This window comes from Rhizobium sp. BK538, from assembly GCF_014197575.1.
GTDB lineage: Bacteria > Pseudomonadota > Alphaproteobacteria > Rhizobiales > Rhizobiaceae > Rhizobium.
In genome coordinates this window covers 49511-73892 of the sequence record NZ_JACIFT010000014.1, presented here as the reverse complement: position 1 = coordinate 73892, position 24382 = coordinate 49511, and the positions used below count along the sequence as shown (strand labels likewise).

Annotated in this window: 30 protein-coding genes and 1 pseudogene; 14 read left to right on the top strand and 17 right to left on the bottom strand. The window is 59.7% G+C overall.

Going from position 1 to position 24382, the window contains the following annotated elements; all coding sequences use genetic code 11:
• Positions 1-71: 71 nt before the first annotated feature.
• The 3 genes from rpsK (at position 72) to rplQ (ending at position 2041) form a co-directional block, all read left to right on the top strand.
• Positions 72-461 carry a 30S ribosomal protein S11 gene (gene rpsK / locus FHX09_RS18520; RefSeq protein WP_003547577.1) on the top strand — a complete coding sequence of 130 codons (390 nt, stop codon included), beginning with the start codon at positions 72-74 and terminating at the stop codon, positions 459-461.
• A gap of 99 nt (positions 462-560) precedes the next feature.
• Positions 561-1571 (top strand): DNA-directed RNA polymerase subunit alpha, encoded by a 1011-nt coding sequence (locus FHX09_RS18515; protein ID WP_007787729.1) that lies wholly within the window; start codon positions 561-563, stop codon positions 1569-1571.
• A gap of 44 nt (positions 1572-1615) precedes the next feature.
• Positions 1616-2041 carry a 50S ribosomal protein L17 gene (gene rplQ / locus FHX09_RS18510; protein ID WP_007531696.1) on the top strand — a complete coding sequence of 142 codons (426 nt, stop codon included), beginning with the start codon at positions 1616-1618 and terminating at the stop codon, positions 2039-2041.
• 64 nt (positions 2042-2105) lie between these two features.
• Here rplQ and FHX09_RS18505 read toward each other — a convergent pair whose 3' ends face one another.
• The 3 genes from FHX09_RS18505 to msrP are packed head-to-tail and all read right to left on the bottom strand — an operon-like array spanning position 2106 to position 4109.
• Entirely contained in the window at positions 2106-2453 is a 348-nt protein-coding gene (locus FHX09_RS18505; protein ID WP_132592288.1) for a hypothetical protein, read from the bottom strand.
• 40 nt (positions 2454-2493) lie between these two features.
• Positions 2494-3162, bottom strand: coding sequence for a protein-methionine-sulfoxide reductase heme-binding subunit MsrQ (msrQ, locus tag FHX09_RS18500; RefSeq protein ID WP_132592290.1), 669 nt, complete (start codon positions 3160-3162; stop codon positions 2494-2496).
• Positions 3162-4109, bottom strand: a complete 948-nt coding sequence (msrP, locus tag FHX09_RS18495; RefSeq protein ID WP_183723112.1) for a protein-methionine-sulfoxide reductase catalytic subunit MsrP — start codon at positions 4107-4109, stop codon at positions 3162-3164. The genes msrQ and msrP overlap by 1 nt, the downstream gene beginning before the upstream one ends.
• A gap of 327 nt (positions 4110-4436) precedes the next feature.
• Between msrP and ilvD the strand changes: the two genes are divergently transcribed.
• The gene (gene ilvD / locus FHX09_RS18490) at positions 4437-6275 is read left to right on the top strand and encodes a dihydroxy-acid dehydratase (RefSeq protein ID WP_007787725.1); all 1839 of its coding nucleotides are present in this window, start codon (positions 4437-4439) and stop codon (positions 6273-6275) included.
• 38 nt (positions 6276-6313) lie between these two features.
• Here ilvD and FHX09_RS18485 read toward each other — a convergent pair whose 3' ends face one another.
• Positions 6314-6670 (bottom strand): lysozyme inhibitor LprI family protein, encoded by a 357-nt coding sequence (locus FHX09_RS18485; protein ID WP_007787724.1) that lies wholly within the window; start codon positions 6668-6670, stop codon positions 6314-6316.
• A 311-nt stretch (positions 6671-6981) separates the two neighbouring features.
• Here FHX09_RS18485 and FHX09_RS18480 point away from each other — a divergent pair, with 311 nt between their 5' ends.
• Together FHX09_RS18480 and FHX09_RS18475 are read left to right on the top strand one after the other, a co-directional pair.
• Complete coding sequence (locus FHX09_RS18480) at positions 6982-8385, top strand: DegQ family serine endoprotease (RefSeq protein ID WP_007787723.1); 1404 nt, start codon at positions 6982-6984, stop codon at positions 8383-8385.
• Positions 8382-9698, top strand: a complete 1317-nt coding sequence (locus tag FHX09_RS18475) for a replication-associated recombination protein A (protein WP_007787722.1) — start codon at positions 8382-8384, stop codon at positions 9696-9698. The genes FHX09_RS18480 and FHX09_RS18475 overlap by 4 nt, the downstream gene beginning before the upstream one ends.
• On the opposite strand, the gene FHX09_RS18470 is transcribed toward FHX09_RS18475, so the two are convergent.
• The 4 genes and pseudogenes from FHX09_RS18470 to FHX09_RS18455 all read right to left on the bottom strand — a co-directional run bounded on the left by FHX09_RS18470 (position 9699) and on the right by FHX09_RS18455 (position 11539).
• On the bottom strand, positions 9699-10001 hold the full coding sequence (locus FHX09_RS18470) for a DUF1883 domain-containing protein (protein WP_007787720.1): 303 nt from the start codon (positions 9999-10001) through the stop codon (positions 9699-9701).
• Between the two features lie 107 nt (positions 10002-10108).
• Entirely contained in the window at positions 10109-10372 is a 264-nt protein-coding gene (locus FHX09_RS29980) for a hypothetical protein (protein WP_081498991.1), read from the bottom strand.
• Positions 10373-10483: 111 nt separating this feature from the next.
• Positions 10484-11394 (bottom strand): annotated as a pseudogene (gene dapA, locus FHX09_RS18460) (4-hydroxy-tetrahydrodipicolinate synthase).
• Between the two features lies 1 nt (position 11395).
• On the bottom strand, positions 11396-11539 hold the full coding sequence (locus FHX09_RS18455; protein WP_165933143.1) for a hypothetical protein: 144 nt from the start codon (positions 11537-11539) through the stop codon (positions 11396-11398).
• A gap of 293 nt (positions 11540-11832) precedes the next feature.
• Here FHX09_RS18455 and FHX09_RS18450 point away from each other — a divergent pair, with 293 nt between their 5' ends.
• Together FHX09_RS18450 and FHX09_RS18445 are read left to right on the top strand one after the other, a co-directional pair.
• On the top strand, positions 11833-12723 hold the full coding sequence (locus tag FHX09_RS18450) for an aminoglycoside phosphotransferase family protein (RefSeq protein ID WP_183723118.1): 891 nt from the start codon (positions 11833-11835) through the stop codon (positions 12721-12723).
• A 164-nt stretch (positions 12724-12887) separates the two neighbouring features.
• Complete coding sequence (locus FHX09_RS18445; RefSeq protein WP_132592296.1) at positions 12888-13295, top strand: DoxX family protein; 408 nt, start codon at positions 12888-12890, stop codon at positions 13293-13295.
• 66 nt (positions 13296-13361) lie between these two features.
• On the opposite strand, the gene FHX09_RS18440 is transcribed toward FHX09_RS18445, so the two are convergent.
• The 7 genes from FHX09_RS18440 to FHX09_RS18410 all read right to left on the bottom strand — a co-directional run bounded on the left by FHX09_RS18440 (position 13362) and on the right by FHX09_RS18410 (position 18249).
• Complete coding sequence (locus FHX09_RS18440; protein ID WP_132593940.1) at positions 13362-14153, bottom strand: sulfite exporter TauE/SafE family protein; 792 nt, start codon at positions 14151-14153, stop codon at positions 13362-13364.
• 15 nt (positions 14154-14168) lie between these two features.
• Positions 14169-15101: an N-acetyl-gamma-glutamyl-phosphate reductase gene (argC, locus tag FHX09_RS18435; RefSeq protein WP_132593942.1), complete on the bottom strand. Its 933-nt coding sequence runs from the start codon at positions 15099-15101 to the stop codon at positions 14169-14171.
• Between the two features lie 63 nt (positions 15102-15164).
• Positions 15165-16124: an agmatinase gene (gene speB, locus FHX09_RS18430; protein ID WP_132593944.1), complete on the bottom strand. Its 960-nt coding sequence runs from the start codon at positions 16122-16124 to the stop codon at positions 15165-15167.
• Positions 16125-16216: 92 nt separating this feature from the next.
• Positions 16217-16519, bottom strand: coding sequence for an antibiotic biosynthesis monooxygenase (locus FHX09_RS18425; protein WP_132593946.1), 303 nt, complete (start codon positions 16517-16519; stop codon positions 16217-16219).
• 139 nt (positions 16520-16658) lie between these two features.
• Positions 16659-17126: a 30S ribosomal protein S9 gene (rpsI, locus tag FHX09_RS18420; protein WP_007531723.1), complete on the bottom strand. Its 468-nt coding sequence runs from the start codon at positions 17124-17126 to the stop codon at positions 16659-16661.
• Positions 17127-17128: 2 nt separating this feature from the next.
• A complete protein-coding gene (gene rplM, locus FHX09_RS18415; RefSeq protein WP_007531725.1) occupies positions 17129-17593 on the bottom strand; it encodes a 50S ribosomal protein L13 in 465 nt (154 codons plus the stop codon).
• Positions 17594-17817: 224 nt separating this feature from the next.
• Entirely contained in the window at positions 17818-18249 is a 432-nt protein-coding gene (locus tag FHX09_RS18410; RefSeq protein WP_007792179.1) for a PaaI family thioesterase, read from the bottom strand.
• A 73-nt stretch (positions 18250-18322) separates the two neighbouring features.
• Here FHX09_RS18410 and FHX09_RS18405 point away from each other — a divergent pair, with 73 nt between their 5' ends.
• Entirely contained in the window at positions 18323-19156 is an 834-nt protein-coding gene (locus FHX09_RS18405) for an enoyl-CoA hydratase (protein WP_132593950.1), read from the top strand.
• Here FHX09_RS18405 and FHX09_RS18400 read toward each other — a convergent pair whose 3' ends face one another.
• On the bottom strand, positions 19157-19993 hold the full coding sequence (locus FHX09_RS18400) for an EamA family transporter (RefSeq protein ID WP_183723123.1): 837 nt from the start codon (positions 19991-19993) through the stop codon (positions 19157-19159).
• A gap of 415 nt (positions 19994-20408) precedes the next feature.
• Positions 20409-20738, bottom strand: a complete 330-nt coding sequence (locus FHX09_RS18395; protein WP_007792171.1) for a hypothetical protein — start codon at positions 20736-20738, stop codon at positions 20409-20411.
• 104 nt (positions 20739-20842) lie between these two features.
• On the opposite strand from FHX09_RS18395, the gene FHX09_RS18390 reads away from it, so the two are divergent.
• From FHX09_RS18390 to FHX09_RS18370, 5 genes are all read left to right on the top strand, one after another.
• Positions 20843-21271: a CoA-binding protein gene (locus FHX09_RS18390; protein ID WP_007792168.1), complete on the top strand. Its 429-nt coding sequence runs from the start codon at positions 20843-20845 to the stop codon at positions 21269-21271.
• 108 nt (positions 21272-21379) lie between these two features.
• The gene (locus FHX09_RS18385) at positions 21380-22663 is read left to right on the top strand and encodes an O-acetylhomoserine aminocarboxypropyltransferase (RefSeq protein ID WP_184450498.1); all 1284 of its coding nucleotides are present in this window, start codon (positions 21380-21382) and stop codon (positions 22661-22663) included.
• Between the two features lie 181 nt (positions 22664-22844).
• Complete coding sequence (locus FHX09_RS18380) at positions 22845-23441, top strand: isochorismatase family cysteine hydrolase (protein WP_246699467.1); 597 nt, start codon at positions 22845-22847, stop codon at positions 23439-23441.
• Positions 23442-23618: 177 nt separating this feature from the next.
• Complete coding sequence (locus tag FHX09_RS30500; RefSeq protein ID WP_348649179.1) at positions 23619-23873, top strand: antibiotic biosynthesis monooxygenase; 255 nt, start codon at positions 23619-23621, stop codon at positions 23871-23873.
• A gap of 259 nt (positions 23874-24132) precedes the next feature.
• The gene (locus FHX09_RS18370; RefSeq protein WP_007792156.1) at positions 24133-24342 is read left to right on the top strand and encodes a cold-shock protein; all 210 of its coding nucleotides are present in this window, start codon (positions 24133-24135) and stop codon (positions 24340-24342) included.
• Positions 24343-24382 lie beyond the last annotated feature (40 nt).

Genomic DNA, 24382 nt, shown 5'->3' with positions numbered 1-24382 from the left:
GGGCCGTAAGGTCTCGTTCCGGTGTAGCCGCTGGCATTACGGCGGTGCAGAGATCCAAGAAAGGGATTTAAATGGCCAAGGAAGCCGTCCGCGTTCGTCGTCGCGAACGTAAGAACATCTCGTCGGGTGTTGCCCACGTCAATTCGACTTTCAACAACACGATGATCACCATTACCGACGCACAGGGCAACGCGATTGCCTGGTCGTCGGCTGGCGCCAAGGGCTTCAAGGGCTCGCGCAAGTCGACCCCGTTCGCTGCTCAGATTGCTGCTGAAGACTGCGCCAAGAAGGCCCAGGAACATGGCATGAAGTCGCTGGAAGTCGAAGTTTGCGGTCCGGGTTCGGGTCGTGAATCCGCTTTGCGCGCGCTCCAGGCTGCTGGTTTCATGATCACGTCCATCCGCGACGTGACGCCGATCCCGCACAATGGTTGCCGCCCGCGCAAGAAGCGCCGCGTCTGATCATCGCCATTCACAACACCGGTGAGCGGATTTTCGCTCCGGTGCTTCTCAAGCTCGGTTGCCACGATTGGATGGTGGCAACGAACGGAAGGCAAAAATATGATTCAGAAAAACTGGCAGGAATTGATCAAGCCGAACAAGGTCGAGTTCTCTTCGAGCTCGCGCACCAAGGCGACGCTCGTAGCTGAGCCACTGGAGCGCGGTTTCGGCCTCACCCTCGGCAACGCGCTCCGCCGCGTTCTGCTGTCCTCGCTGCGCGGTGCTGCAGTGACGGCCGTGCAGATCGATGGCGTGCTGCATGAGTTCTCGTCGATCCCGGGCGTCCGCGAAGACGTTACGGACATCGTCCTCAACATCAAGGAAATCGCCATCAAGATGGATGGCGATGACGCTAAGCGCATGGTCGTGCGTAAGCAGGGCCCGGGCGTTGTAACGGCTGGCGACATCCAGACGGTCGGCGACATTGAGATCCTCAATCCCGAGCATGTGATCTGCACGCTCGACGAGGGCGCCGAAATCCGCATGGAATTCACCGTCAACAACGGCAAGGGCTACGTTCCGGCCGATCGCAATCGTGCGGAAGATGCTCCGATCGGTCTCATCCCGGTCGACAGCCTTTATTCGCCGGTCAAGAAGGTGTCCTACAAGGTGGAAAACACCCGTGAAGGACAGGTTCTCGACTACGACAAGCTGAATATGACGATCGAAACCGATGGTTCGATCTCTGGCGAAGATGCCGTCGCTTTCGCGGCTCGCATCCTCCAGGATCAGCTTGGCGTGTTCGTCAACTTCGACGAGCCGCAGAAGGAAACCGAAGAGGAAGCAGTCACCGAACTCGCTTTCAACCCGGCACTCCTCAAGAAGGTAGACGAACTCGAACTGTCTGTTCGCTCGGCAAACTGCCTGAAGAACGACAACATCGTCTACATCGGCGACCTCATTCAGAAGACCGAAGCAGAAATGCTCCGCACGCCGAATTTTGGTCGCAAGTCGCTGAACGAAATCAAGGAAGTTCTCGCTTCCATGGGCCTGCACCTCGGCATGGAAGTGCCGGCATGGCCTCCTGAGAACATCGAAGATCTCGCCAAGCGTTACGAAGACCAGTACTAACATTCAAACGGCAGGCGGATGCCTGCAAGTGAAGGAGAATAGCCATGCGCCACGGTAAAGCCGGCCGCAAGCTGAATAGAACCGCTAGCCACCGCAAGGCAATGTTTGCCAACATGGCGGCTTCGCTCATCACCCATGAGCAGATCGTGACCACCCTGCCGAAGGCAAAGGAAATCCGTCCGATCGTTGAAAAGCTCGTCACCCTCGGCAAGCGCGGCGACCTGCACGCTCGTCGTCAGGCGATCTCGCAGATCCGCGACGCCGCTGTCGTTTCAAAGCTCTTCGACACGATCGCTTCGCGCTACGCAACCCGCAACGGCGGCTACCTGCGTATCATGAAGGCTGGCTTCCGCCAGGGCGACAACGCTGCTCTCGCTGTCATCGAATTCGTTGACCGCGACACCTACGCCAAGGGCGCAGCCGACAAGGCTCGCGTTGAAGCCGAAGCCGCTGCAGCTGAAGCCGCTTAATCCTTTCCGGTTCGCCGGAAGCAAAACAGCCGGGCGGCCAAGCCCGGCTGTTTTCGTTTAGGGATCAGCCTTTCGGCTCGCCACGCTTCGGCCGTTCGCATTGCTTGTTAAAATGGATCAGACGGGCAGGTGGCGGCTCCGCGATGATAGCGATCTCACCGACACTTCGCAGCGCTGCTCTAAAGCGTGCTGTGTTCCGTCTCCCCCATACGCCAAGGAAATACTGGCCGGTGTCCTCCTGCTTGAAGACGACCGCTCCCCTGAACGCCGCACTGAACCCGCCTTCACCAACTGGGCCTCCGCCGCCATAGACGGAAATGACCTCTTTAAGCTGTGCTGCTGCAGCAAAGGTTTCGTCTAACGCCGAAAAATTCGGGTCGCGGTAGAGATGGACTGGGCAGGGTGTTTCCATCCGCACATGGTGGCGGATTTTGCCACCGATAGCAATTCGGTCAGCCGGGCTGCTGGCGCACGGCCGCCTGCTGTGCCGGCCGTCCGCGCCCATTCTTGGCCTTCCTGCTGCGCGCGATGGGCCGGTAGGAGCGGTAGAGGATCAAGAGGATCAGCAGGCTGATATAGACGGATTGCTCGAGGCCGAGAACTTTCGTCGATAGCGCAAAGTGCACAGCACCAGCGGCAGCGACGATATAGACGAGGCGGTGCAGCCGCACCCAGTTCGGCCCGAGCCGGCGGATTGAGAAGTTATTGGAAGTCAGCGCAAGCGGGATGAGCAGCGCGAACCCGGCCATGCCGAACATGATGAAAGGCCGCTTCACGACGTCATCGACGACGGCTTGAATGATCAATGCCTGATCGAGCACCATGTAGACCGTGAAATGCATCAGGGCATAGTAAAAGGTCAGAAGGCCGAGCGCTCGGCGATAGCGAAGATAATTCCAGCCGAAGAGATCGCGGGCAGGGGAGACGGCCAGCGTCAGAATGAGGAAGCGGATCGTCCAGAGGCCGAGGAACAGCTCGAAGGTCTTTACGGGGTCGGCGCCGAGCTGATCCGTGGCGCCGAGATAAAAGGTCCAAGCAGCGGGCAGCAGCCCGATGGCATAGAGAGCCCAAACGGAGGCCGACTGCCAGCGCTTCGGGAGACTGAACGAGAGGGCCGTCATCAGAAATTCTTCCGGAGATCCATGCCGCTGTAGAGGCTGGCCACCTCGTCGGCATAGCCGTTGAACGGCAGGGTGGGATGGCGGCTGGCGCCGAAGAAGCCGCTTTCGCCGATGCGCCGTTCCGTCGCCTGGCTCCAGCGCGGGTGATCGACCTCCGGATTGACATTGGCGTAGAAGCCGTATTCCTGCGGATTGGTGACCTGCCACGTGTTCTTCGGCTCCTGGTCGGTCAGAGTGATCCGCACAATCGACTTGATGCCCTTGAAGCCATATTTCCAGGGCACGACCAGCCGGATCGGCGCACCGTTCTGGTTCGGCAAGGTTTCGCCATAGAGACCGACGGCAAGCAGCGTCAGTGGATGGCGCGCTTCGTCGAGCCGAAGGCCTTCGACATAGGGCCAGTCGAGCGATTGGAAGATGCCTTTCTGCCCCGGCATCTGGTCCGGCCGTACCACCGTTTCGAAGGCGACGTACTTGGCGCTGCCAAGTGGCTCCACCTTGTTGAGGAGGGAGGCAAGCGGGAAGCCGTCCCATGGAATGACCATCGACCACGCCTCGACACAGCGCATGCGGTAGGTGCGGTTTTCGATCGGGAATTGCTTCATCAGCGCCTCGACATCGAACGTGCCGGGCTTGTTGACCATACCGTCGACCTTGATCGTCCAGGGGAGCGGCTTGAAATCGCCGGAGAGTGCGGCAGGATCGCCCTTATCCAGACCGAATTCGTAGAAATTATTGTAAGTGGTGACATCCTTCAGCGGCGTCGTCTTCTCGTCGACTGTGTATTTGCCTTCAATGACCGAAAGTGCCGCGGCGCTGGCTTTGCTGGCTCCGTACAGCGCCATGGCGCCTAGCGTCGCGGCGCCGAGGAATTCGCGGCGCCTGAGATAGAGCTGTTGCGGCGTGATCTCCGAAGATGCGATCTTGGGGGGACGATAGGCTGGCATCGGAAACCTCCTGAGCATTGGAGCTTGGCATGAACCTTCAACGCATCAAGTGCGTCCTTGGATCATTGTTTATGCCCACCGGCACGGCTGCGGAAAGCCAACTTTTTGTGTACGCTGTTTGATGGAATAGTTTGTAACAAAATGACCGCGGCGACCGTATATGGTCGATGCGCCCGGCGGCGCAGGCGTACCGGTTTTGGGCTTCCCGGTAGTGACAGTACAGGTCGTTTGGATTAGGACAATTCCAAAAAGCAGCAATAGCCCGGCCGCACAATCCCGTTGCCGCCCCGCATCGCTAACGATTTCCGACGCGTGAGGAATACACCAATGCCAGCTTATCGTTCCAGAACCACGACCCATGGCCGCAACATGGCGGGTGCGCGCGGCCTTTGGCGCGCCACGGGCATGAAGGATTCGGACTTCGGCAAGCCGATCATTGCGGTGGTGAATTCCTTCACCCAGTTCGTGCCCGGCCACGTCCACCTCAAGGACCTCGGCCAGCTCGTCGCCCGCGAAATCGAAGCCGCCGGTGGCGTCGCCAAGGAGTTCAACACCATTGCCGTCGACGACGGTATCGCCATGGGCCATGACGGCATGCTCTATTCGCTGCCGTCTCGCGAACTGATCGCCGACAGCGTTGAATACATGGTCAATGCCCATTGCGCCGACGCAATGGTCTGCATCTCGAACTGCGACAAGATCACCCCCGGCATGCTGATGGCCTCGCTCCGCCTCAACATCCCCACGGTTTTCGTTTCCGGCGGCCCGATGGAAGCCGGCAAGGTTGTCCTGCACGGCAAGACCCACGCGCTCGATCTCGTCGACGCTATGGTCGCGGCCGCCGATGACAAGATCAGCGACGAAGACGTCAAGGTGATCGAGCGGTCTGCCTGTCCAACCTGTGGCTCTTGCTCGGGTATGTTCACCGCCAATTCCATGAACTGCCTGACGGAAGCGCTTGGCCTGTCGCTGCCCGGCAACGGCTCGACGCTCGCAACGCATGCCGACCGCAAGCGCCTGTTCGTCGAGGCTGGTCACCTGATCGTCGATCTCGCCCGCCGCTACTACGAGCAGGACGACGTCAAGGCTCTGCCGCGCACGATTGCCTCCAAACAGGCCTTCGAGAACGCGATGGCGCTCGATATCGCCATGGGCGGCTCGACGAATACGGTTCTGCACATCCTGGCGGCCGCGCACGAAGGCGAGATCGATTTCACGATGGCCGACATCGACGCGCTGTCGCGCCGCGTTCCTTGCCTCTCCAAGGTCGCGCCGGCAAAGAACGACGTCCACATGGAAGACGTTCACCGTGCCGGCGGCATCATGTCGATTCTGGGCGAACTGGATAAGGGTGGCCTGCTCAACCGCGAGTGCCCGACGGTCCATGCCGAAACGCTCGGCGACGCGATCGACCGCTGGGACATCACCCGCACCAACAGCGAGACCGTCCGCAAGTTCTATCGTGCAGCACCCGGCGGCGTCCCGACCCAGGTTGCCTTCAGCCAGGAGGCACGCTGGGACGAACTCGACATGGACCGTGAAAAGGGCGTTATCCGTTCTGTGGAACATCCGTTCTCGAAGGATGGCGGCCTTGCGGTTCTTAAGGGTAACCTCGCGCTAGACGGCTGCATCGTGAAGACGGCGGGTGTCGACGAATCGATCCTGAAGTTCTCCGGTCCGGCCAAGGTTTACGAAAGCCAGGACGCGGCGGTGAAGGCCATCCTCTCGAACGAAGTTGTCGCCGGCGATGTCGTCGTTATCCGCTACGAAGGCCCGAAGGGCGGTCCCGGCATGCAGGAAATGCTCTATCCGACGAGCTACCTGAAGTCGAAGGGTCTCGGCAAGGCCTGCGCGCTGATCACCGACGGACGCTTCTCTGGCGGCACCTCCGGCCTTTCCATCGGTCACGTCTCGCCGGAAGCCGCAAACGGCGGCACGATCGGCCTGGTTCGCGAGGGCGACACGATCGACATCGACATCCCGAACCGCATCATCAGCCTGCGCGTCGATGACAAGGAGCTGGCGAACCGCCGCGCCGAGCAGGAGGAGAGGGGCTGGCATCCGGCTGAACATCGCAAGCGCAACGTCACGACCGCGCTGAAGGCCTATGCGGCCTTCGCAACCAGCGCCGACCGCGGCGCGGTGCGCGACCTAGGCAGCCGCTAAGTCTCCGTATCAAAAGCAAATGTAAAATGGACCGGTCGCTAAAGCGGCCGGTTTATTTTTTTGTAGGTTTCGTCCAGCTGTTTCAGGCGCTCGTCATAGGCGGCCTTGATGCAGGCAGCGTCTGCGGCGCATTCCTGGCGCTTTTTCAGCCAGGCCGTTTGCTCATCCTGCAAGGTGCCGCGCGAGCCCATGGCCATCAGCCCGGACAGCAGATCGAAGGTCGTCACCATCTTCACATCGGCGTCGTTCAGTGCGCGGTTCTCGCAGATCACCTTTTCGTCCGGCTTCAACTCTTTGGCCTCGCAGTCGAAGCTCGCGGCATGGGAAGCGCTGGCTAGGCCCGTGCAAAGGATAAATGTCGCGAAAGGGAGAAGTGTGCCGCGGAAACGTCCCATGCATGAGTTCCTGTCCATTGGCTTTGGATCTGCGATGGGTAGATGATGCACACCATGGCTTCGGCAAGAACGGAGCCATCCGAGAAGGGCTGGTCGTAAGCTGCCATCCGTAGAGTCAGGATGTCTCCCATGGGTGACTATGATCTTCCTTTGCCCTTAGATATCAGTCGCATGGAACTCCTTCCTGAATCAGTTTGAGAGGCGTGATCAGCAGTTCGTGAGCTGCCTTACTCTTCCATGCTTCCGCCCTCTTTCCTTTCTAGCGTCCGGCGCTAAAACGTGTTCACAAGAGAATTTCAGAAGGACTCCCCATGCATGACCTGTTGAAGCGCGCCGCCCTGCCTCTCATGGCTTTAGTGCTCGCGCTGCCGGTTTCCGCTAACGCTCAGACGGCCAAGACTGTGCCGCAGAGCCAGATGGAAATGCAGCTTTCCTTTGCGCCGCTGGTCAAACAAACGTCCGGCGCCGTCGTAAACGTCTATGCGGAGAAGACGGTCCGCAGGCAGTCTCCCTTTGCCGGCGATCCCTTCTTCGAGGAGTTCTTCGGTCAGCAGATGCCGAACCGTAGCGAGAAGCAATCGTCGTTGGGATCCGGCGTCATCGTTGAAGCGAACGGAACGATCGTCACCAACAATCACGTCGTGGAAGGCGCCGATGATATCAAGGTTGCACTCTCCGACGGGCGGGAATTTCCGTGCAAGGTCGTCTTGAGGGATGACCGTGTCGATCTCGCGGTTCTCAAGGTCGATACGAAGGAAAGTTTCCCGACACTTCCGCTCGGCAATTCCGATGCCGTCGAAGTCGGCGATCTCGTGCTGGCGATCGGCAATCCCTTCGGTGTTGGCCAAACGGTCACGAGCGGCATCGTCTCGGCGCTGGCACGCAATCAGGTCGTCAAGAACGAGTTCGGTTTCTTCATCCAGACCGACGCGTCGATCAACCCCGGCAATTCCGGCGGTGCGCTGATGAACATGAAGGGCGAGTTGATCGGCATCAACACGGCGATCTTTTCGCGCGGCGGCGGCTCGAACGGCATCGGCTTTGCAATCCCGGCCAATCTGGTCAAGGTGTTCCTTGCCTCGGCCGATGCCGGCGTAAAATCCTTCGAGCGCCCTTATGTCGGCGCCACGTTCGATGCGGTGACATCCGAGGTTGCCGAAGCGCTCGGGCTTAACAAGGCGCGGGGCGCTCTCGTCGTCAAGGTGACCGATGGCAGCCCGGCCGCAAAAGCCGGATTGAAGGCAGGTCAAATCGTGACCGCCGTCGATGGCATTGCGGTCGAGCACCCGGATGCGCTTCTCTATCGCGTGACAACGGCAGGGCTTGGCAAATCGGTCCAATTGACCGTGCTTGAGAACGGCCACGAGCAGCAGATCCCGCTGGCGCTCGCCAGAGCGCCCGAGACGGCACCACGCGATCAACGCACGATTGGAGGCCGCACGCCCTTTACCGGCGCCGTGGTCGAAAACCTGTCGCCTCGCGTCGCCGATGAGCTTCGTATGCCGTCCGAATCCACCGGCGTCGTTGTTTCCGAGGTGAAAGAGGATTCCCTTGCCGCTCGCCTCGGCTTTGAGCCGAAGGACATCATCATTTCGATTAACGGCACGGAAGTGAAAAACACGAAGGAGCTTGCCGGGATCGCCGACGAGGATCCGAGCTTCTGGCGCGTCGAGATCGAGCGCGACGGCCAACGCATTAGACAGTTCTTCCGATGAGTGACGATCTATTTGCACCGCGTATTCCCGAGGAGGTCGCCAATCGGCGGCCTCTTGCCGATCGCCTGCGGCCACGCACGCTTTCGGAAGTGACCGGTCAGGAGCATCTGACCGGCGAGGATGGCGTATTGCGGCGCATGATCGAGAGCGGTTCGCTCGGCTCAATGATTTTCTGGGGGCCGCCCGGGACCGGCAAGACGACCGTTGCCCGATTGCTGTCGGGCGAAGCTGGCCTGGCATTCGAGCAGATCTCGGCCATCTTTTCCGGTGTGGCGGATCTCAAGAAGGTATTCGAAGCTGCGCGCCTGCGGCGGATGGACGGCCGGCAGACGTTGCTTTTTGTCGACGAAATCCATCGGTTCAATAGGGCACAGCAGGATAGCTTCCTCCCTGTCATGGAAGACGGCACCGTCATCCTTGTCGGCGCCACTACGGAGAACCCGTCGTTCGAACTCAACGCGGCTTTGCTGTCGCGTGCACGCGTGCTGACCTTCAAGTCACACGACGATGAAAGCCTCGAGGAGTTGCTGAAGCGTGCCGAAGCGGCGGAGGGCAAAGCGCTGCCGCTGACGGACGATGCGCGTGCAAGTCTGTTGCGAATGGCGGACGGTGACGGACGCGCCGTGCTGACACTTGCGGAGGAAGTATGGCGTGCTGCGCGCGAGAAAGAGACCTTCGACACGGAAGGCCTGACGCGCATTGTGCAGCGCCGCGCTCCCGTCTATGACAAGGCCCAGGACGGGCATTACAATCTCATCTCCGCACTGCATAAATCCGTTCGCGGTTCCGATCCCGATGCCGCGCTTTACTATCTCGCCCGCATGTTCGACGCCGGCGAGGATCCGCTCTATCTCGGTCGGCGGCTGGTTCGTATGGCTGTCGAAGACATAGGCCTCGCCGATCCGCAGGCGCTGGTAATCTGCAATGCCGCGAAGGATGCCTATGACTACCTCGGTTCGCCTGAGGGCGAACTGGCGCTGGCACAGGCCTGCGTCTATCTGGCTACCGCACCGAAGTCGAACGCCGTCTACACAGCCTTCAAGGCCGCGACGATGGCCGCCAAGCAGAATGGCTCTCTGCTGCCGCCGAAGCACATCTTGAATGCGCCGACGAAGCTGATGAAGGGTGAGGGCTACGGCGAGGGCTATCGCTATGATCATGACGAGCCGGATGCCTTTTCCGGCCAGGACTATTTCCCGGAAAAGATGGGCCGGCAGACCTTCTACGATCCGCCGGAGCGTGGTTTCGAGCGGGATATCCGCAAGCGTCTTGAATGGTGGGCGAAGCTCAGGAAAGAGCGCAACCAGCGTTGATCAGGATGCGCGCATCTGCCCTGCAGGGGCGACGAGCTTGACGGCTGATTCCGCAAGACCGTGATGGCCTTCCATATCTACGACGAGATGCCAGTGGCCGCTCTCGGGAATGGAAAGACGGATGGGAGATTTCCGCGCGACGCCGCCGACATATTTGAAGTCGAGGACTTCAGTAAAGCGCTGATAGTTCGGCGACGTCATCAGACGTACATTCGCGACCGCGTTCAATGTCACCTCGATGATCGTCCCGGCGCGCTGCTCGTTGAGATCGTAGTGGGTAAAACGAAAATTCGGTTTCGGCATCGGTCTTCGGCGTGGCTGGTCTCGTGCCCGTACCATAGGCGCATTCCAGTTAAGGAAGCGTTCGCCATTGGCGGCGGGAAGCGATCCGGCCGCCAATGGCGGCGACGTCAGTGGATTTCGCTATCGCTCCGGTCGAGCGCGCCGAACTGCAGGACGATGCCATCGGCGGCGCGGCAAATCTGCTCGGGATGATGGTCACACTCGTCGGCTGCGAAATGGCGTGCGGCGTACTCACTGATGAATACGCCTCCGACAAGCCCCCTTTGATCCTGCACCACCCAGCGACCATTTCGATCCTGACCGATGATAAAGCGTGCTGAACTCCGGCGTTGGAGGGGTTCGATTGCGGAAGCAGATTGAAGAGAGGGCATCGATTTTCCTTTCGAATTGTCTTCTGCCCTAACAGGGCAGTGCCACACGCATGAAATTAATGGCGCTCGCATGCGTCTTCCATTGGTTCGAGCTCGAGAAATATAAAAATATCATATGGATAAAGCTACATCGCGGGCGTCGGAGGCGCGCGCCAGCGCTTGCGATACCGACAGCTTTTCATCGGCATCGAGAGCCAGAAGCGGCAGACGGACCTCCGGATCGGTCTGCAGCAGAGTCTGCAAGGCGTGTTTGATCGCTGCGGGGTCGCTCTCGGCACCCAAGGCCGCTGTCAACGCAGCGAGCCGATCCTCGAGCAAGCGCGCAGCCGAGAGGTTGCCGCCGCGGGCCGCTTGTTGCAGCGATGCATACAAACGCGGGCACACGTTCGCACCGGCCGAGATGATCCCGCTGCCACCACTGTTCAGAAACGAGAGGGCCGTTGCGTCGCAATCGGAAAGAAGCAAGAGGCGCTGACGCCAGTCCGGCTGCAAGGCGCGTGCAGCGGCGCTGCCGTCGGCAAGGAGCAGGCCGACGACTGATGGGATATCGGCGAGCGCAGCAAGCGTCGGCGAGGTCATATCGATTGCCGTGCGCAGCGGGTTGCTTTCCACGATCAGGGGAAAGGTCGTTGCTGCCGCAAGCTGAGTAAAGTGGCCAACAATCCCCTCTTGTCCCGGCTTCGAATAGTAGGGCAGTGTCACAAGGGCCGCGCTTGCTCCCAGTTCTTCAGCGTCGCGCGTCAAGGCGATCGTGCTTGCCGTCGCATTCGTGCCGGTTGCGGCATCACGGGAACACGCCCGCCGGCGACGCGGACGCAGGTAAAGATAACTGCGGCGCGCTCGCTTCTGGTGAGCGTCGATCCTTCCCCGGTCAGTGTGCAGACAGCAAGTCCGTCAACGCCACCGTGGATCTGTCGCTCTGCAAGTCGTTCCAGCGCGGAAAGGTCGAGCGCTCCGTCACGAAACGGCGTAACAAGCGCCGTCGTTGTGGCGCCGAGGCGCAATACTTTGTTTGCTGGCATGTCAAAGGCCGCCTAGGATGACGTAGAGTTCGACTGCGGCAAGCATGACGCCGAACAGGATCAGCGCCTGGGCCGTACGTCGCTCGCGCATCTGTCGTTTCGGTGCAGGGCGGCGCGGGCGGGTGATCGGGGCATTGCGTAGCATGAAGTCTCGCATAGCTTTCAACCTTCGCATTTCACGGGAAGGCTAACGCCGTTCACGGTAGGAATTCCATTCGTGGGCAAGTGCGCAGATATAGAAATCGCATAAAGGAGCGACCCGCCGAAGGCATTCACTCCGGAGAAAATTTCTGAAATTGCAGATGGTTATTGGAAAATCCCGAATTATCTTCTTAGGAACTTGATTCAAAGTCCGCAGGGCCGAAGGCAAACCCAGGGTTGATCTCGTCGCCGAAACGCGAACAATATATCCCCTTATCCGGGAGGAATGTCAGGACAATGGATGGCCCAGTTATCGATGCCGCACTCGTGCGGCGGCTGATTGCCACGCAATTTCCCGAGTGGGCGGCTCTGCCGATCAGGCCCGTTGAGTTCGGCGGATGGGACAACAGGACATTCCACCTCGGCGCCGGGATGACGGTTCGGCTGCCGAGCGCTGCTCGCTATGCCGATCAGGTCGCCAAGGAGCACCGGTGGCTGCCGATCCTTGCACAGCAACTGCCTCTGCCGATACCCGTGCCTCTGGCGATGGGAAGGCCGGACGAGACCTATCCCTGGCCCTGGTCCATCTACGAGTGGCGTGACGGTGAGACGGCGCTGGTGGAACGCATCGACGATCTCAGCGAGTTCGCCACCACGCTGGCTGGCTTCCTCGATGCCCTGCAGGCATCCGACGCCACGGGAGGACCTCCGCCCGGCTCGCACAACTTCTTTCGCGGCGGATCGCTGGATGTGTATGACGCGCAAACGCGCCAGGCGCTTGTGCTGCTGGATGGCCGGATCGACACGCAACTGGCAAAGGAGGTTTGGGAAGCCGCGCTTTCAACATCTTGGCAAAGTGCGCCTGTCTGGTTCCATGGCGACGTGGCCTATGGCAACCTTCTGGTAAAGAACGGTCGGCTCGATGCCGTCATCGATTTCGGAACGTCGGGCGTTGGCGACCCTGCCTGCGATCTCGCGATCGCCTGGCACCTGTTCGAGGGGCGAAGCCGTGAGGTCTTTCGCAATGCACGCCCTCTGGATGCGGGGACGTGGGCGCGCGGCCGCGGATGGACGTTATGGAAGGCCCTGATAGTCGTCGCCGACATGGCCGGCGCAAATCCCGTAGACGTCGAGAAGTCGTGGCAGGTTGTCGATGATGTGCTGGCCGATCACCTGGCTTGGACCTGATGCGCCTCACGATCGTTCAGTTGAAAGAATGGCGGCCGCTTGTCGGGAGGGAACATCTTGCGGCGTCCTTTGGGGGAAAGCTGACGGCATCGGCAAGTGCAGATGCAGGAAGCCGGAAATCTGGACAATGATGCTGAACGGCTTTGGGCCGAGGGAGAGATGACATGAGCAAGACAATTGCAATTCTGCTGGCGCGACTGATCTTCGCAGCCGTGTTCGCGATAGCCATGAGCTTCAAGTTCATGGATATGCAGTCCACGGCAAGCTATATCGCCGCGGCAGGCTTTCCCTTCCCACTCTTTCTGGCGTGGGTAGCGGCTTTCTTCGAGCTTGGCTTGACGCTGGCATTCCTGACAGGAGCCTTCTTCTCGGAAGCCTCGGTTCTGGCCGGAATCTACGTGGTCTTTCTGGCTTTCGCGTTCCATGGCCCAAGCCACTGGAGCGGCAATCAAGCCGAGTTCGGATTCTTTATCGATCACTTCACCTTCCTTGCCGGCTTGCTTTTTGCCGCCGTGCACGGTCCAGGAGACACGCTGGTCGTGAAGGCGCGCTCGCCCCTGATGGCTCGCTAGGTGCGGATGCTCCTATCCGGAGGCCGGCGGTGTCGCGCGTCGCTCCGCTGTTTTGAGAGGCTGGACCTATCGGAGGAGCCCGTCGAGCGCCGGCATTCCCAAGATGGCGGAGGCTGCGATCAGCAGATAGCAGATCGTTCGGAACGTGCTTTCCTTGGCGAGACCGAACAGCTTCGAGCCGGCATATAGGCCGACGGCATAACTCGGCAGGATCACGATCGTCAGAGCGAAGACGGCTTGAACAAAGAGCCCGCCGAAATGGTAGCTGACGACGCTGAAGCAAGTTGAGATCCCGAAATATAGAATGATGTTCGCCCGCACCCGGGCAAAATTGGCCTTGCCGCCCAGCCAGTAGGCGACGACCGGCGGCCCGCCGAGCTGAGCGGCGCCGCTGAAGAGGCCGGCAACGAGACCCGTGATGGAGGTCAGCGATGTCCGTGGTTCGCCATGGTATCGCCACCCGGAAACAAGCAATGCAAGCAGGCAAATCGCAATCGCCGTGATCGCCCAGCGCAATGTCAGGGGATCCACCCACGCCAGAGCTGCCGTACCGGCGGGCACGCCCAGCACCGCGCCCGCAGCCATGGTGAAGACTTCGCGCCGGCTGGCGCTGCGCCAGGCTGGAGGGATCATACCCAGCGTCGCAAGGCCGTCTATGACAAGCAGGACCGGCGAAATCAGCTTCGGACCGATGATTGCGCCGCCAAGCGGAATGAAGATCAGCGCCGCCCCGAACCCCGAGAAGCCGCGCGCCAGTCCCGCAATGAAAGCGATGACGACAAGTGATAAAATGCCATGATCCGGCAAGGAGGCGACAAACCACGCGCTCGTGTTCGCCTGCAGCGTATCAAGCGACATCGATCAGTTCCGGGATTACGAGGCGAGCATCAGGTCCATGTTCTGGACAGCCGCTCCCGACGCACCCTTACCGAGGTTGTCGAGCAACGCCACGAGATTGACCTGCGAAGCGCCCGGCGTGCCGAACACGAAGAGCTTCATCGTGTCCTTGCCGGCAAGCTCGACGGCATCGATACGGGGGAGCTTGCGGCTCTCTTCCAGCGGCACAACAGTCACGATGTCCTGACCCGCGTAGTGGGCCACGAGAGCAGCGTGGATGTTTTCGAGCGTCGTGCCTTCGGCCAGATGGCCGAGATGCAGCGGCACCTGAACGATCATGCCCTGCGGGAACTTGCCGACCGACGGCGAGAAGATCGGCTCGCGATCGAGTAGGCCGTGAATCTTCATCTCAGGTACGTGCTTGTGCGTCAGCGTCAGGCCATAAAGGAAATGTGGCGCGGGGATTGCATCGTCGCGGCTCTGATCCTCCATCTGCGCAATCATCTGCTTGCCGCCGCCAGTGTAGCCGGAGACTGCATTGACCGTGACCGGGTAGGCATCAGGCAGGATGCTCGCAGCGCGCAGCGGCCGAATGAGGCCGATCGCACCGGTCGGGTAGCAGCCCGGATTGGCGACGAAGCGCGCGGACTTGATCTTCTCTGCCTGCTCCTTATCCATTTCCGCAAAGCCGTAGGCCCAGGAAGGATTGACGCGGAACGCCGTGGAGGTGTCGATGACGCGGACATTGTTGTTGCCCGAGACCATGTGCACGGCTTCCTTCGAAGCGTCGTCCGGTAGGCAGAGAATGGCGATGTCGGCGTCGTTCAGCATATCCTCGCGCATCGCGGCATTGCGACGCTCCGATTCCGGGATCGACAGAAGCTCGACATCGCGACGACCGGCCATGCGCGTGCGGATCTGCAAGCCCGTCGTGCCGTGTTCGCCATCGATGAAGATCTTCGGTGCCATTGTCTTGCTCACACTTTCAATAGGTTAGAAAGAAGTCCGGAATCACTTTGTAAGAAGGATGAGTCAGCCGCGTGACGCGCTCGCGCGGCGCTCGGCATGCAGCCCCAGCATATACATCGCGACCGTCGCCCCCGCAATGGCAGTGATATCCGCATGGTCGTAGGGCGGCGAGACCTCGACGACGTCGGCGCCCCTGATGTCCAGTTGGTGGAGGCGCTGCAAAATTGAGAGGATTTTGGCGCTCGAGGGACCGCCCGACACCGGCGTTCCCGTGCCGGGCGCATAGGCGGGATCGAGGCAATCGATATCGAAGGTCAGATAAGATGGCGCCCCACGGGTATGCGAGATGATCGTCGAGGCGATGTCTCCCGCGCTCATCTCCTCCAGTTGATGACCATAGAGAATATGAATGCCGAAATCCTCGGGCGCATGGGTGCGGATACCGATCTGGATAGAACGATCCGGATCGATGATGCCGTCTCGCGCAGCCCGCGCGACAAACGAGCCGTGGTCGATCCGTCTGTTGTCGTCAAACCAGGTGTCCTGATGCGCGTCGAACTGGACGAGAGCCAGCGGCCCGTGCTTGGCGGCATGCGCTTTGAGGATCGGCCAGGTGACGAAATGGTCGCCGCCGAGGGTCAGCATGAACGCGCCGCTATCGATGATCGTCTTGGCCTGCCGCTCGATCGCGGCCGGCGTCTCGTGGTGGTTGCCGTAGTCGAGCAGGCAGTCGCCGTAGTCGATCACGGCCATATCGGCAAAAAGATCCCGCTTGAAGGGATACTGCGGGTCGTTATCGAAGATCGCCGACGCACGCCGTATCGCCTGCGGCCCGAATCGCGTCCCCGGCCGATTGGAGGTCGCGGCATCGAAGGGAATACCCCAGACCACGGCATCCACGCCGGTCAGGTCCTTGGTAAAACGGCGGCGCATGAACGATAGCGCGCCGGCAAAGGTCGGGTCGCTGGCTGCCGAGGTCAGGTTCGTAGCCGTAAAAGCATGATCGATCGACTTGTTGGCCAAGAGATTCTCCTCGAGAGTGTTTTGTCCGCTATGCCTACCAGAAACAAATCTCAAACCGAATGGGCAAAGCCGGTCGCTTGGCCAAGGCTGGTCTAGCCCGGCAACTTGTCCGCCAGGACTTCGGGAGTCCTCAACTGCGGAGCCTCGGCCAGCAGTTCCTCGGCTCGGGCCATCAGCGCCGCGGCCACTTTGCCATTCAAATGCGCCTGTCTGCCTGCCTCGTCATCGAAGGCATCGAAGATGGCGAATGTGCTCTGGTCGTAGCGAACGGCAAACCATGCCACCGTGCCAGGCTCCTGCGCGACAAGAGCCTGTGCGCTTTTCAAGAACGCAGCCACTTCTTCTTCCTTGCCGGATCTTGCTTTCAGTTCGACATAGATTGCTTGCTTGGTCATTCCTGCCTCCCTTGGCCTGCGCGTGAAGCGCATAGATAGAATGCAGTAGAACTGGCAAGGGAACGAGCCGCTTCAAGCGGCCGCCAACAGAAAAGGCCGGGCAAGAGCCCGGCCTTCGCATTCCCGTATTCCGAAGTGATTAACGCTTGGAGAACTGGAACGAACGGCGGGCCTTGGCCTTACCGTACTTCTTACGTTCAACAACGCGGCTGTCGCGGGTCAGGAAGCCACCCTTCTTCAGGACCGAGCGCAGGCCCGGCTCGAAGTAGGTGAGAGCCTTGGAAAGACCGTGACGAACGGCACCGGCCTGGCCGGAGAGGCCGCCGCCAGCAACCGTTGCAACGATGTCGAACTGGCCGTCACGGGCAGCCGCGACGATCGGCTGACGCAGAATCATCTGCAGAACCGGGCGCGCGAAGTATTCCGTGAATTCCTTGCCGTTGACGACGATCTTGCCGGAGCCCGGCTTGACCCATACACGAGCAACAGCGTTCTTGCGCTTGCCGGTTGCGTAGGAACGGCCAAGCGAGTCGACCTTGCGGACGTGAACCGGAGCAGCAGCTGCTTCGGACGTGCCGAGATCCTTCAGGGAGGAGAGGTCAGCCATTCTTAGGCGCTCCTTACGTTCTTCTTGTTCAGCTTTGCGACGTCGAGAACGACAGGCTGCTGTGCTTCATGAGGATGATTGGAACCAGCGTAAACGCGGAGGTTCTTCATCTGACGACGGCCGAGCGGGCCGCGCGGAACCATGCGCTCAACAGCCTTCTCGAGAACGCGCTCCGGGAAGCGGCCTTCGATGATCTGGCGAGCGGTACGCTCCTTGATGCCGCCGGCATAACCGGTGTGCCAGTAGTAAACCTTGTCGGAATACTTCTTGCCGGTGAAAACGACCTTGTCGGCGTTGATGACGATAACGTTGTCGCCGTCGTCAACGTGAGGCGTGAAGGTTGCCTTGTGCTTGCCGCGCAGGCGCATAGCGATGATGGAAGCGAGACGACCAACGACGAGCCCTTCGGCGTCGATGATGACCCACTTCTTCTCCACCTCTGCAGGCTTCTGGGAGAAGGTTGCCATAGTTGTTACTCTCTTTTGGATCCCTCGGCCCGAAGGCGAGAGGGCGTTTCTTGTTGCTTGGTTTGGCTGTTCGAAGACGCGCCAAAAAGAAAGCAGCCCGGAAAGGCTGCATTTCTGGCGGTGTGTATAGAGGCAAAGCGGACTGCGGTCAATATTGTCAGATTTGCGCACCGTAAAAATACATAAGCAAAATCAATATGTTAGTTATGTGGTATTTTGGTACCTCAAATTTCACGTGGCGGGATAGAGTAAGTCGCAGTCGCGTGAGCGATCAGCTCATCTGCATTCTCCTGGAAAACGGAGGCGTCGATGACGGCGAGCCGCTTGCCAAGCTTGAGAATCCTGCAGGTGCATGTCGTTGGAACAAGCTTCGGCAGGCGCAGGAAATTGATGTTGAGATTGGTCGTAACCGCCAGCGCAACCGGCCCGATATGCGCGAGTACTGCCGCATAGGCCGTTACATCCGCTAGGGTGAAGAGGGCGGGGCCAGAGACGGTGCCACCAGGACGCAAATGCCTCTCGCTTGGGTCGAGCCGCATCGAGACGCTGCCAGGTTTGATATCGGTAATCGTGAACACGCGCCCATCCGTGTGGATCTGTGGAAAATCCGTATCCAGAAAATGGTGGAGCTCGTCGATCGTCATGATCGGTTGCATGACTTTGCCTCGAAATTGCTTGTCGCCTGTGGCAGAACAATTAGCATGAAAAAGCAATGCAGGGAGTTAGACCATGGCCGAAGTCGTATCCTTCCGGAAGGACCCGAGCAAAGCCGGCGAGGGCGCGCTCGTCATTCCGCAGTTGAGCGACGGCATCCTGCGGCTGACGCTCAGCAATCCGCCTGCGAATGCACTCTCGATCGCCGTCATGGAAACCCTGATCGGTGAACTCCAGAGCGCTGCGAATGACGCTGCTGTTCGCGTAGTCATCATCGCGTCGACGGGCAATGTCTTTTCCGCAGGTCACGACCTCAAGGAATTAACCGCGCATCGGGCCGATGAGGACGGCGGCGAGGCATTCTTCGAAGAAACCTTCGCGCTGGCAGCCGACCTCATGCTCGAGATCACGCGCCTGCCGAAGCCTGTTATTGCCGAGATCGACGGGCTCGCCACCGCCGCCGGCTGCCAGCTTGTCGCCTCCTGCGACCTTGCGATCTGCACCGATACGGCGACTTTCTGCACGCCGGGCGCCAATATCGGCCTCTTCTGCTCGACGCCGATGGTGGCGGTCTCGCGGGCAGCGCATCGCAAGCAGGCGATGGAAATGTTGCTCACCGGCGAGACGATCGACGCCTCGACCGCCAAGGATTTCGGCCTCGTGAACCGCATCGTGCCGAAGCAATACCTGACGCAGGTCGTCACCAAATACGCCTCCGTCATTGCGAGCAAATCGCCGCTGACGTTGAAGATCGGCAAGGAAGCGTTCTACCGCCAGCTCGAAATGCCGATCGAGGAAGCCTACAGCTACGCCGCTCAGGTCATGGTCGATAACATGCTGACGGCCGATGCCGAAGAGGGGATTGGAGCCTTCCTTTCCAAGCGCATGCCGCAGTGGACGGGCGAATAGCTAACCGAGTTTAAGGATCAGTCCGCCGAGCGCGATGATTGCGCCGGCGAGATAGCGCCACGGGCTGGCTTTTTCCTTCAGCACGATCACTGAGATCAGCAGCGCGAAGAGGATCGACGTCTCGCGCAGCGCCGCAACAGTTGCCATTGGCGCCTTGGTCATCGCCCAAAGTGCGAGGCCGTAGGATGCAATCGATCCGCCACCACCGATTAGGCCGCGCCACCAGTTGTAGCGGACGTGGACGGCGACTGCGACAGTACCCCGCTTGGAGATCGCCCAGGCGAAGAGCAATATCGGCGGCAGCAGCGACATCCACAGCGTATACGACACCGCATTGCCGGAGACACGGGCGCCGATACCGTCCACATAGGTGTAGGTCGCGATGACACATGCATTGGCGAGCGCCAGCCGGATCGCTTGTCCGCCGCCCTTTCGCGCCTCGAAGGCCAGTGTCAGAATACCGGTGCAGATCGTCATCGTACCGATGAGCGCGCCTGTCGACAGCCTCTCGTCCAGGATGAAACCGCTGGTGGCTGCAATCAAGAGTGGTGCGCACCCGCGCATCAGCGGGTAAACGAGGCCGATGTCGCCTGCACGATAAGCGCCGGCGACAAGCTGGAAATACACGAACTGGAGGACGGCCGAAGCGCCGATGAAGGGCCATGCCGCCGAATTCGGCAATGGCAGGAACATCAGGAAGGGAAGGGCGCAAACGGCGCCGCCTCCCGATATGAGGCTGGCATCCAGCGACTTGTCCGTGCCCGCCTTGATCATGGCGTTCCATGTCGCGTGCAGCAGCGCACCAAACAGAACGAGCAGAATGACGTGGATCGGCAAAAAGGACCACCGGACGGTGTGAAAACAGCAATTGTGAAATGCTTGTTACTACGCCGTTGCCGGCAAAAAGCAATCCCGGTTGACGACGTGACGGAGCGCAACAACGCCCTGTCATATATCAGGCAACCTGAAGATGCTGGTTCGCAATTTCCTGAAAAGAGGAACGTACACCAGAAGTGTTTATTCGGTTATCTCTTATTCAACTATGAGGCGTTGCTAACATATGCGGGAACATATGTGAACATATACAGGATATACATAGAACACTGACGGTGGCACCGACTCTTCCGTGTCGAATTTTGCAGGAGTGTGACAAAGCCATCACGGAATCCGCCGCTCAGCCGGATCCCGCAGCGCGCACGGTTGTGTCGGCAAGGCCTCGCGCGTCACGATTTGGTATGGCAGGAGTGCGCTTTTACAGCGAGTAATATGGGATGATAAACATCCCGTTCAGGTTGTCGATATTCTGACAATTCAGGACACGGCACCTCGGATTGTCCTTGGTCGGGATGGTCGTCCATTCCGCGTATTTGTTGACGTCGCAATAATTGCTGTTGCGAATGTAGCGGTCGAACAGTGTCATGCCGGGCACCCGCTTCGACGGATACCGCAAAATCACGGCGCCCTCATTGCGGATCGCTGCACGTGCGGCCTGACAGCTTATCGTGAGCGAATTGTATCGCGAAATGGCCAGCGCCGGGGAGGTAGCCATAACGAAGGCGATCACGGCAGCCAATTTTTTCATGGGAACATCCTCCTTCGGCGTCCTAATTCCTATATACGCCGAAACTCACTGCTGGTTTCAGCGAACCGCGAAATAAACGCGATTGTTATCGGAGGCCGAAGCCCTTGAATCACGATGAATATGAGGATGACTACATCCTCGACATTCTGCGTTCCGTGAAGACGATTGCCCTGACCGGCGCGTCGCCGAATCCCGCTCGACCCAGCAATGGCGTGATGGGCTATCTGCTGTCACGGGGATACAACGTCATCCCTGTGAACCCAGGCCAGGCCGGCAAGCAGATCCAAGGTCAAACGGTTTACGCCCGGCTCGCCGATGTCCCTGTGCCGGTGGACATGGTCGAGGTCTTTCGGGCCTCGGAATATCTATCGGGTGTTGTCGATGAGGCATTGGCAATGAACCCGCGACCGAAGGTGATATGGGCGCAGCTTGGCGTGCGTGATGATGCGGCAGCGGCAAGGGCCGAGGCGGCCGGCATCAAAATCGTCATGGATCGATGCCCCGCTATCGAGTATCCACGGCTCGCCCGCTGACGGGTTGGATTTTTCAAATAACGTGCCTGGGTTGAAATGGAACGCGATTAACTTTTCGCGGCCGTCGGCTATGCTCGCCGCCATTCGATCACTGAATTGGAGGGCTTCATGGCCGAGAACGGTCCGGGTTTCAATACGTTGGCAGTCCATGCGGGAGCACAGCCGGACCCCGCGACCGGCTCACGTGCGACGCCGATTTATCAGACGACGGCTTATGTCTTCAACGACTCCGATCATGCGGCAGCCCTTTTCGGTCTGCAGCAATTCGGCAATATCTATACGCGTATCATGAACCCGACCCAGGCCGTGCTCGAAGAGCGCGTCGCGGCACTCGAGGGCGGCACTGCGGCGCTCGCCGTTGCGTCCGGCCATGCGGCGCAGATGATCGTCTTCCACACGCTTATGCGCCCCGGCGAAAACTTCGTGGCCGCGAAGCGGCTCTACGGAGGCTCGATCAACCAGTTCGGCCATGCCTTCGATAATTTCGGCTGGCAGGTTCGCTGGGCGGATTCCGCCGACCCGGCAAGCTTCGAAAGCCAGATCGATGACAAGACGCGGGCGATCTTCATCGAAAGCCTCGCCAATCCCGGCGGCACCTTCGTCGACATTGCCGCGATCGCGGCGGTGGCGCACAAGCATGGCCTGCCGCTCATCGTTGACAACACCATGGCCAGCCCTTACCTCATTCGGCCGATCGAACACGGCGCCGATATCGTCGTGCACTCGCTGACGAAGTTCCTCGGCGGCCATGGCAATTCGATGGGCGGCATCATCGTCGATGGCGGAACCTTCGATTGGTCGAAGTCCGGTAATTATCCGATGCTGTCCACCCCGCGGCCGGAATATAATGGCGTGGTCTTGCACTCGACCTTCGGCAATTTCGCGTTCGCCATCGCCTGCCGCGTGCTCGGTCTGCGCGATCTCGGCCCCGCCATCTCGCCCTTCAATGCGTTCTTGATCCTGACGGGCATCGAGACGCTGCCGCTGCGCATGCAGCGCCACAGCGATAATGCAATAGCTGTCGCAAAGTGGTTGGAGGCACACAGCAAGATCGCCTGGGTGAACTATGCCGGCCTCGAAGACGATCCGAACTACGCCCTACAGCAGCGCTATTCGCCGAAGGGCGCCGGTTCGGTCTTCACTTTCGGCGTGAAGGGCGGCTACGAGGCCGGCAAAACGCTGGTCGAGGGATTGGAGCTGTTCTCGCATCTCGCCAACATCGGCGATACGCGCTCGCTCGTGATCCATCCGGCGTCGACCACGCACCGTCAGTTGACGGACGAGCAAAGGATCGCCGCCGGTGCCGGTCCCGACGTCGTTCGCCTATCGGTCGGCATCGAAGACGTAAAGGATATCATCGCTGATCTCGAGCAGTCGCTGGCAAAGATCTGAGTGTCCTTCGCAGCAAACGTTTGTAGTTTCGCAGACTACCTTTGTCGAAATACAACGATAGGATCAGCCCCCGACTCAAACAGCGTCGGGCGCTCTGTTCGATGTTAGATCTTGGGCGTTTGAAAAGTCCCTTCGGCAAGCACCGGTCGGTGCCTAGCAGACGATACACCCACGCCGTGCTATGGTTGCCGCGCTCGATGTGGGAGGGCTGGGAATGGATGCGCAAGTCTCAATCACCGCTAGGCCTGAGCCGATAAGCCTCGACCCCCGCAGGACGGCCGTCGTGGTCATCGATATGCAGAATGACTTCGGTAGCCGTGGAGGAATGTTCGACGGTGCTGGCCTTGATGTCGCGCCGATTGCGGCCCTCGTTCAGCCGATTTCCCGGGTGCTCGAGACGGCACGGCGTGCGGGATTGTTTGTCGTCTACACCCGGCAGGAACACAATTCCGACCTCTCCGATGCGGGGAACGAGGATTCCCCGCATCGGATCAAGCACAGGCGCATGAACATCGGCGCGACAGTGGAGGCACCTAGCGGCATCCGAAGCCAAATTCTGGTTCGCAATACTTGGAATACGGCAATCGTCGCGGAACTTGAGCCCCGACAAGGTGATGTTGTGGTCTCCAAGCATCGATACAGCGCTTTCTTCGAAACGTCGTTTGACACCATTCTTCGTGCCAAACGGATCAACACGCTCATATTCACTGGTGCAACGACCAGCATATGCGTTGAGTCGACGGTCAGGGACGCGACGCTACCGCTGCATTGTACTTAGGGACTGTACGGCCGAGTTGATCGCGGCCGATGCGCCCCGCAGCAACCACGAGGCGTCGCTTCTCGCAATCGAGATGTTATTCGGCTGGACGGCCGAATCGGGTGCGCTGATAGATGCCTTATCGGCGTTAGATGGCCGATGAAGTTCATAACCGGCTGACTGACCTGCAGGCAGGGGATGCGGGACGAGTTCTTCGCCGCCATGGAGCCTCATGTCGCGTCTACACGCGATGAGCCGGGCTGTGTATTCTTCGAATATCATCGGCATAAGAACGACGAGGACGTGGCGGTTCTGATCGAAGGCTGTCGCGATGCAGGCAGATGTCCGCCGGCTCGACTAGCAAAGTTGCGTATAATCGAGACTGTTTCCGATAAAGTCGCGCGCTACGATCTCGATTTTATCGCAAATCCCCCGAGCTCTTATCGACCTTGATCGCGGCACGGCGAGACGCCTTCTTGTTTCGGTTGGTTGACATATCGCATCTGGGCCGCTGGCCGCCACCGCCGGCAGCATCGCGTCACCTGCGGTCATGCCTTGGCCACTCGCAGCTCCCTGGGAGGGACGCCGACCTTCACCTCCGCTTCAAATTGTATAGGCGCGACCAGCATTACATCCGGCAGGCGTATTTTCGCTTGCGAAGGACAAGCGTCGGTTACATGTTGGAGCCGTCTCGCAGTTGATGAGGTAAGCAATGCCAACGGGTACAGTCAAATTCTTCAATGCCGACAAGGGGTTTGGCTTTATAAGCCCCGACGGCGGTGGCAACGATGTGTTCGTACACATCTCGGCTCTTCAGGATTCTGGCATCCAATCTCTTCATGAAGGACAAAAGGTGTCGTTCGATACGGAGCCAGATAAAAGGGGCAAGGGCCCCAAAGCTATCAACATCGAAGTGCGGTAATCCTTGAACGCATTGGAAGCTCCCGCGGACTGAAGCGTTC

What these genes read in the sequence shown, in the direction of transcription:
- rpsK (WP_003547577.1), top strand. Translation starts at nt 72, where the DNA reads ATGGCCAAGGAAGCCGTCCGCGTTCGTCGTCGCGAACGTAAGAACATC.
- FHX09_RS18515 (WP_007787729.1), top strand. Translation starts at nt 561, where the DNA reads ATGATTCAGAAAAACTGGCAGGAATTGATCAAGCCGAACAAGGTCGAG.
- rplQ (WP_007531696.1), top strand. Translation starts at nt 1,616, where the DNA reads ATGCGCCACGGTAAAGCCGGCCGCAAGCTGAATAGAACCGCTAGCCAC.
- FHX09_RS18505 (WP_132592288.1), bottom strand. Translation starts at nt 2,453, where the DNA reads ATGGAAACACCCTGCCCAGTCCATCTCTACCGCGACCCGAATTTTTCG.
- msrQ (WP_132592290.1), bottom strand. Translation starts at nt 3,162, where the DNA reads ATGACGGCCCTCTCGTTCAGTCTCCCGAAGCGCTGGCAGTCGGCCTCC.
- msrP (WP_183723112.1), bottom strand. Translation starts at nt 4,109, where the DNA reads ATGCCAGCCTATCGTCCCCCCAAGATCGCATCTTCGGAGATCACGCCG.
- ilvD (WP_007787725.1), top strand. Translation starts at nt 4,437, where the DNA reads ATGCCAGCTTATCGTTCCAGAACCACGACCCATGGCCGCAACATGGCG.
- FHX09_RS18485 (WP_007787724.1), bottom strand. Translation starts at nt 6,670, where the DNA reads ATGGGACGTTTCCGCGGCACACTTCTCCCTTTCGCGACATTTATCCTT.
- FHX09_RS18480 (WP_007787723.1), top strand. Translation starts at nt 6,982, where the DNA reads ATGCATGACCTGTTGAAGCGCGCCGCCCTGCCTCTCATGGCTTTAGTG.
- FHX09_RS18475 (WP_007787722.1), top strand. Translation starts at nt 8,382, where the DNA reads ATGAGTGACGATCTATTTGCACCGCGTATTCCCGAGGAGGTCGCCAAT.
- FHX09_RS18470 (WP_007787720.1), bottom strand. Translation starts at nt 10,001, where the DNA reads ATGCCGAAACCGAATTTTCGTTTTACCCACTACGATCTCAACGAGCAG.
- FHX09_RS29980 (WP_081498991.1), bottom strand. Translation starts at nt 10,372, where the DNA reads ATGCCCTCTCTTCAATCTGCTTCCGCAATCGAACCCCTCCAACGCCGG.
- FHX09_RS18455 (WP_165933143.1), bottom strand. Translation starts at nt 11,539, where the DNA reads ATGCTACGCAATGCCCCGATCACCCGCCCGCGCCGCCCTGCACCGAAA.
- FHX09_RS18450 (WP_183723118.1), top strand. Translation starts at nt 11,833, where the DNA reads ATGGATGGCCCAGTTATCGATGCCGCACTCGTGCGGCGGCTGATTGCC.
- FHX09_RS18445 (WP_132592296.1), top strand. Translation starts at nt 12,888, where the DNA reads ATGAGCAAGACAATTGCAATTCTGCTGGCGCGACTGATCTTCGCAGCC.
- FHX09_RS18440 (WP_132593940.1), bottom strand. Translation starts at nt 14,153, where the DNA reads ATGTCGCTTGATACGCTGCAGGCGAACACGAGCGCGTGGTTTGTCGCC.
- argC (WP_132593942.1), bottom strand. Translation starts at nt 15,101, where the DNA reads ATGGCACCGAAGATCTTCATCGATGGCGAACACGGCACGACGGGCTTG.
- FHX09_RS18425 (WP_132593946.1), bottom strand. Translation starts at nt 16,519, where the DNA reads ATGACCAAGCAAGCAATCTATGTCGAACTGAAAGCAAGATCCGGCAAG.
- rpsI (WP_007531723.1), bottom strand. Translation starts at nt 17,126, where the DNA reads ATGGCTGACCTCTCCTCCCTGAAGGATCTCGGCACGTCCGAAGCAGCT.
- rplM (WP_007531725.1), bottom strand. Translation starts at nt 17,593, where the DNA reads ATGGCAACCTTCTCCCAGAAGCCTGCAGAGGTGGAGAAGAAGTGGGTC.
- FHX09_RS18410 (WP_007792179.1), bottom strand. Translation starts at nt 18,249, where the DNA reads ATGCAACCGATCATGACGATCGACGAGCTCCACCATTTTCTGGATACG.
- FHX09_RS18405 (WP_132593950.1), top strand. Translation starts at nt 18,323, where the DNA reads ATGGCCGAAGTCGTATCCTTCCGGAAGGACCCGAGCAAAGCCGGCGAG.
- FHX09_RS18395 (WP_007792171.1), bottom strand. Translation starts at nt 20,738, where the DNA reads ATGAAAAAATTGGCTGCCGTGATCGCCTTCGTTATGGCTACCTCCCCG.
- FHX09_RS18385 (WP_184450498.1), top strand. Translation starts at nt 21,380, where the DNA reads ATGGCCGAGAACGGTCCGGGTTTCAATACGTTGGCAGTCCATGCGGGA.
- FHX09_RS18380 (WP_246699467.1), top strand. Translation starts at nt 22,845, where the DNA reads ATGGTTGCCGCGCTCGATGTGGGAGGGCTGGGAATGGATGCGCAAGTC.
- FHX09_RS30500 (WP_348649179.1), top strand. Translation starts at nt 23,619, where the DNA reads ATGCGGGACGAGTTCTTCGCCGCCATGGAGCCTCATGTCGCGTCTACA.
- FHX09_RS18370 (WP_007792156.1), top strand. Translation starts at nt 24,133, where the DNA reads ATGCCAACGGGTACAGTCAAATTCTTCAATGCCGACAAGGGGTTTGGC.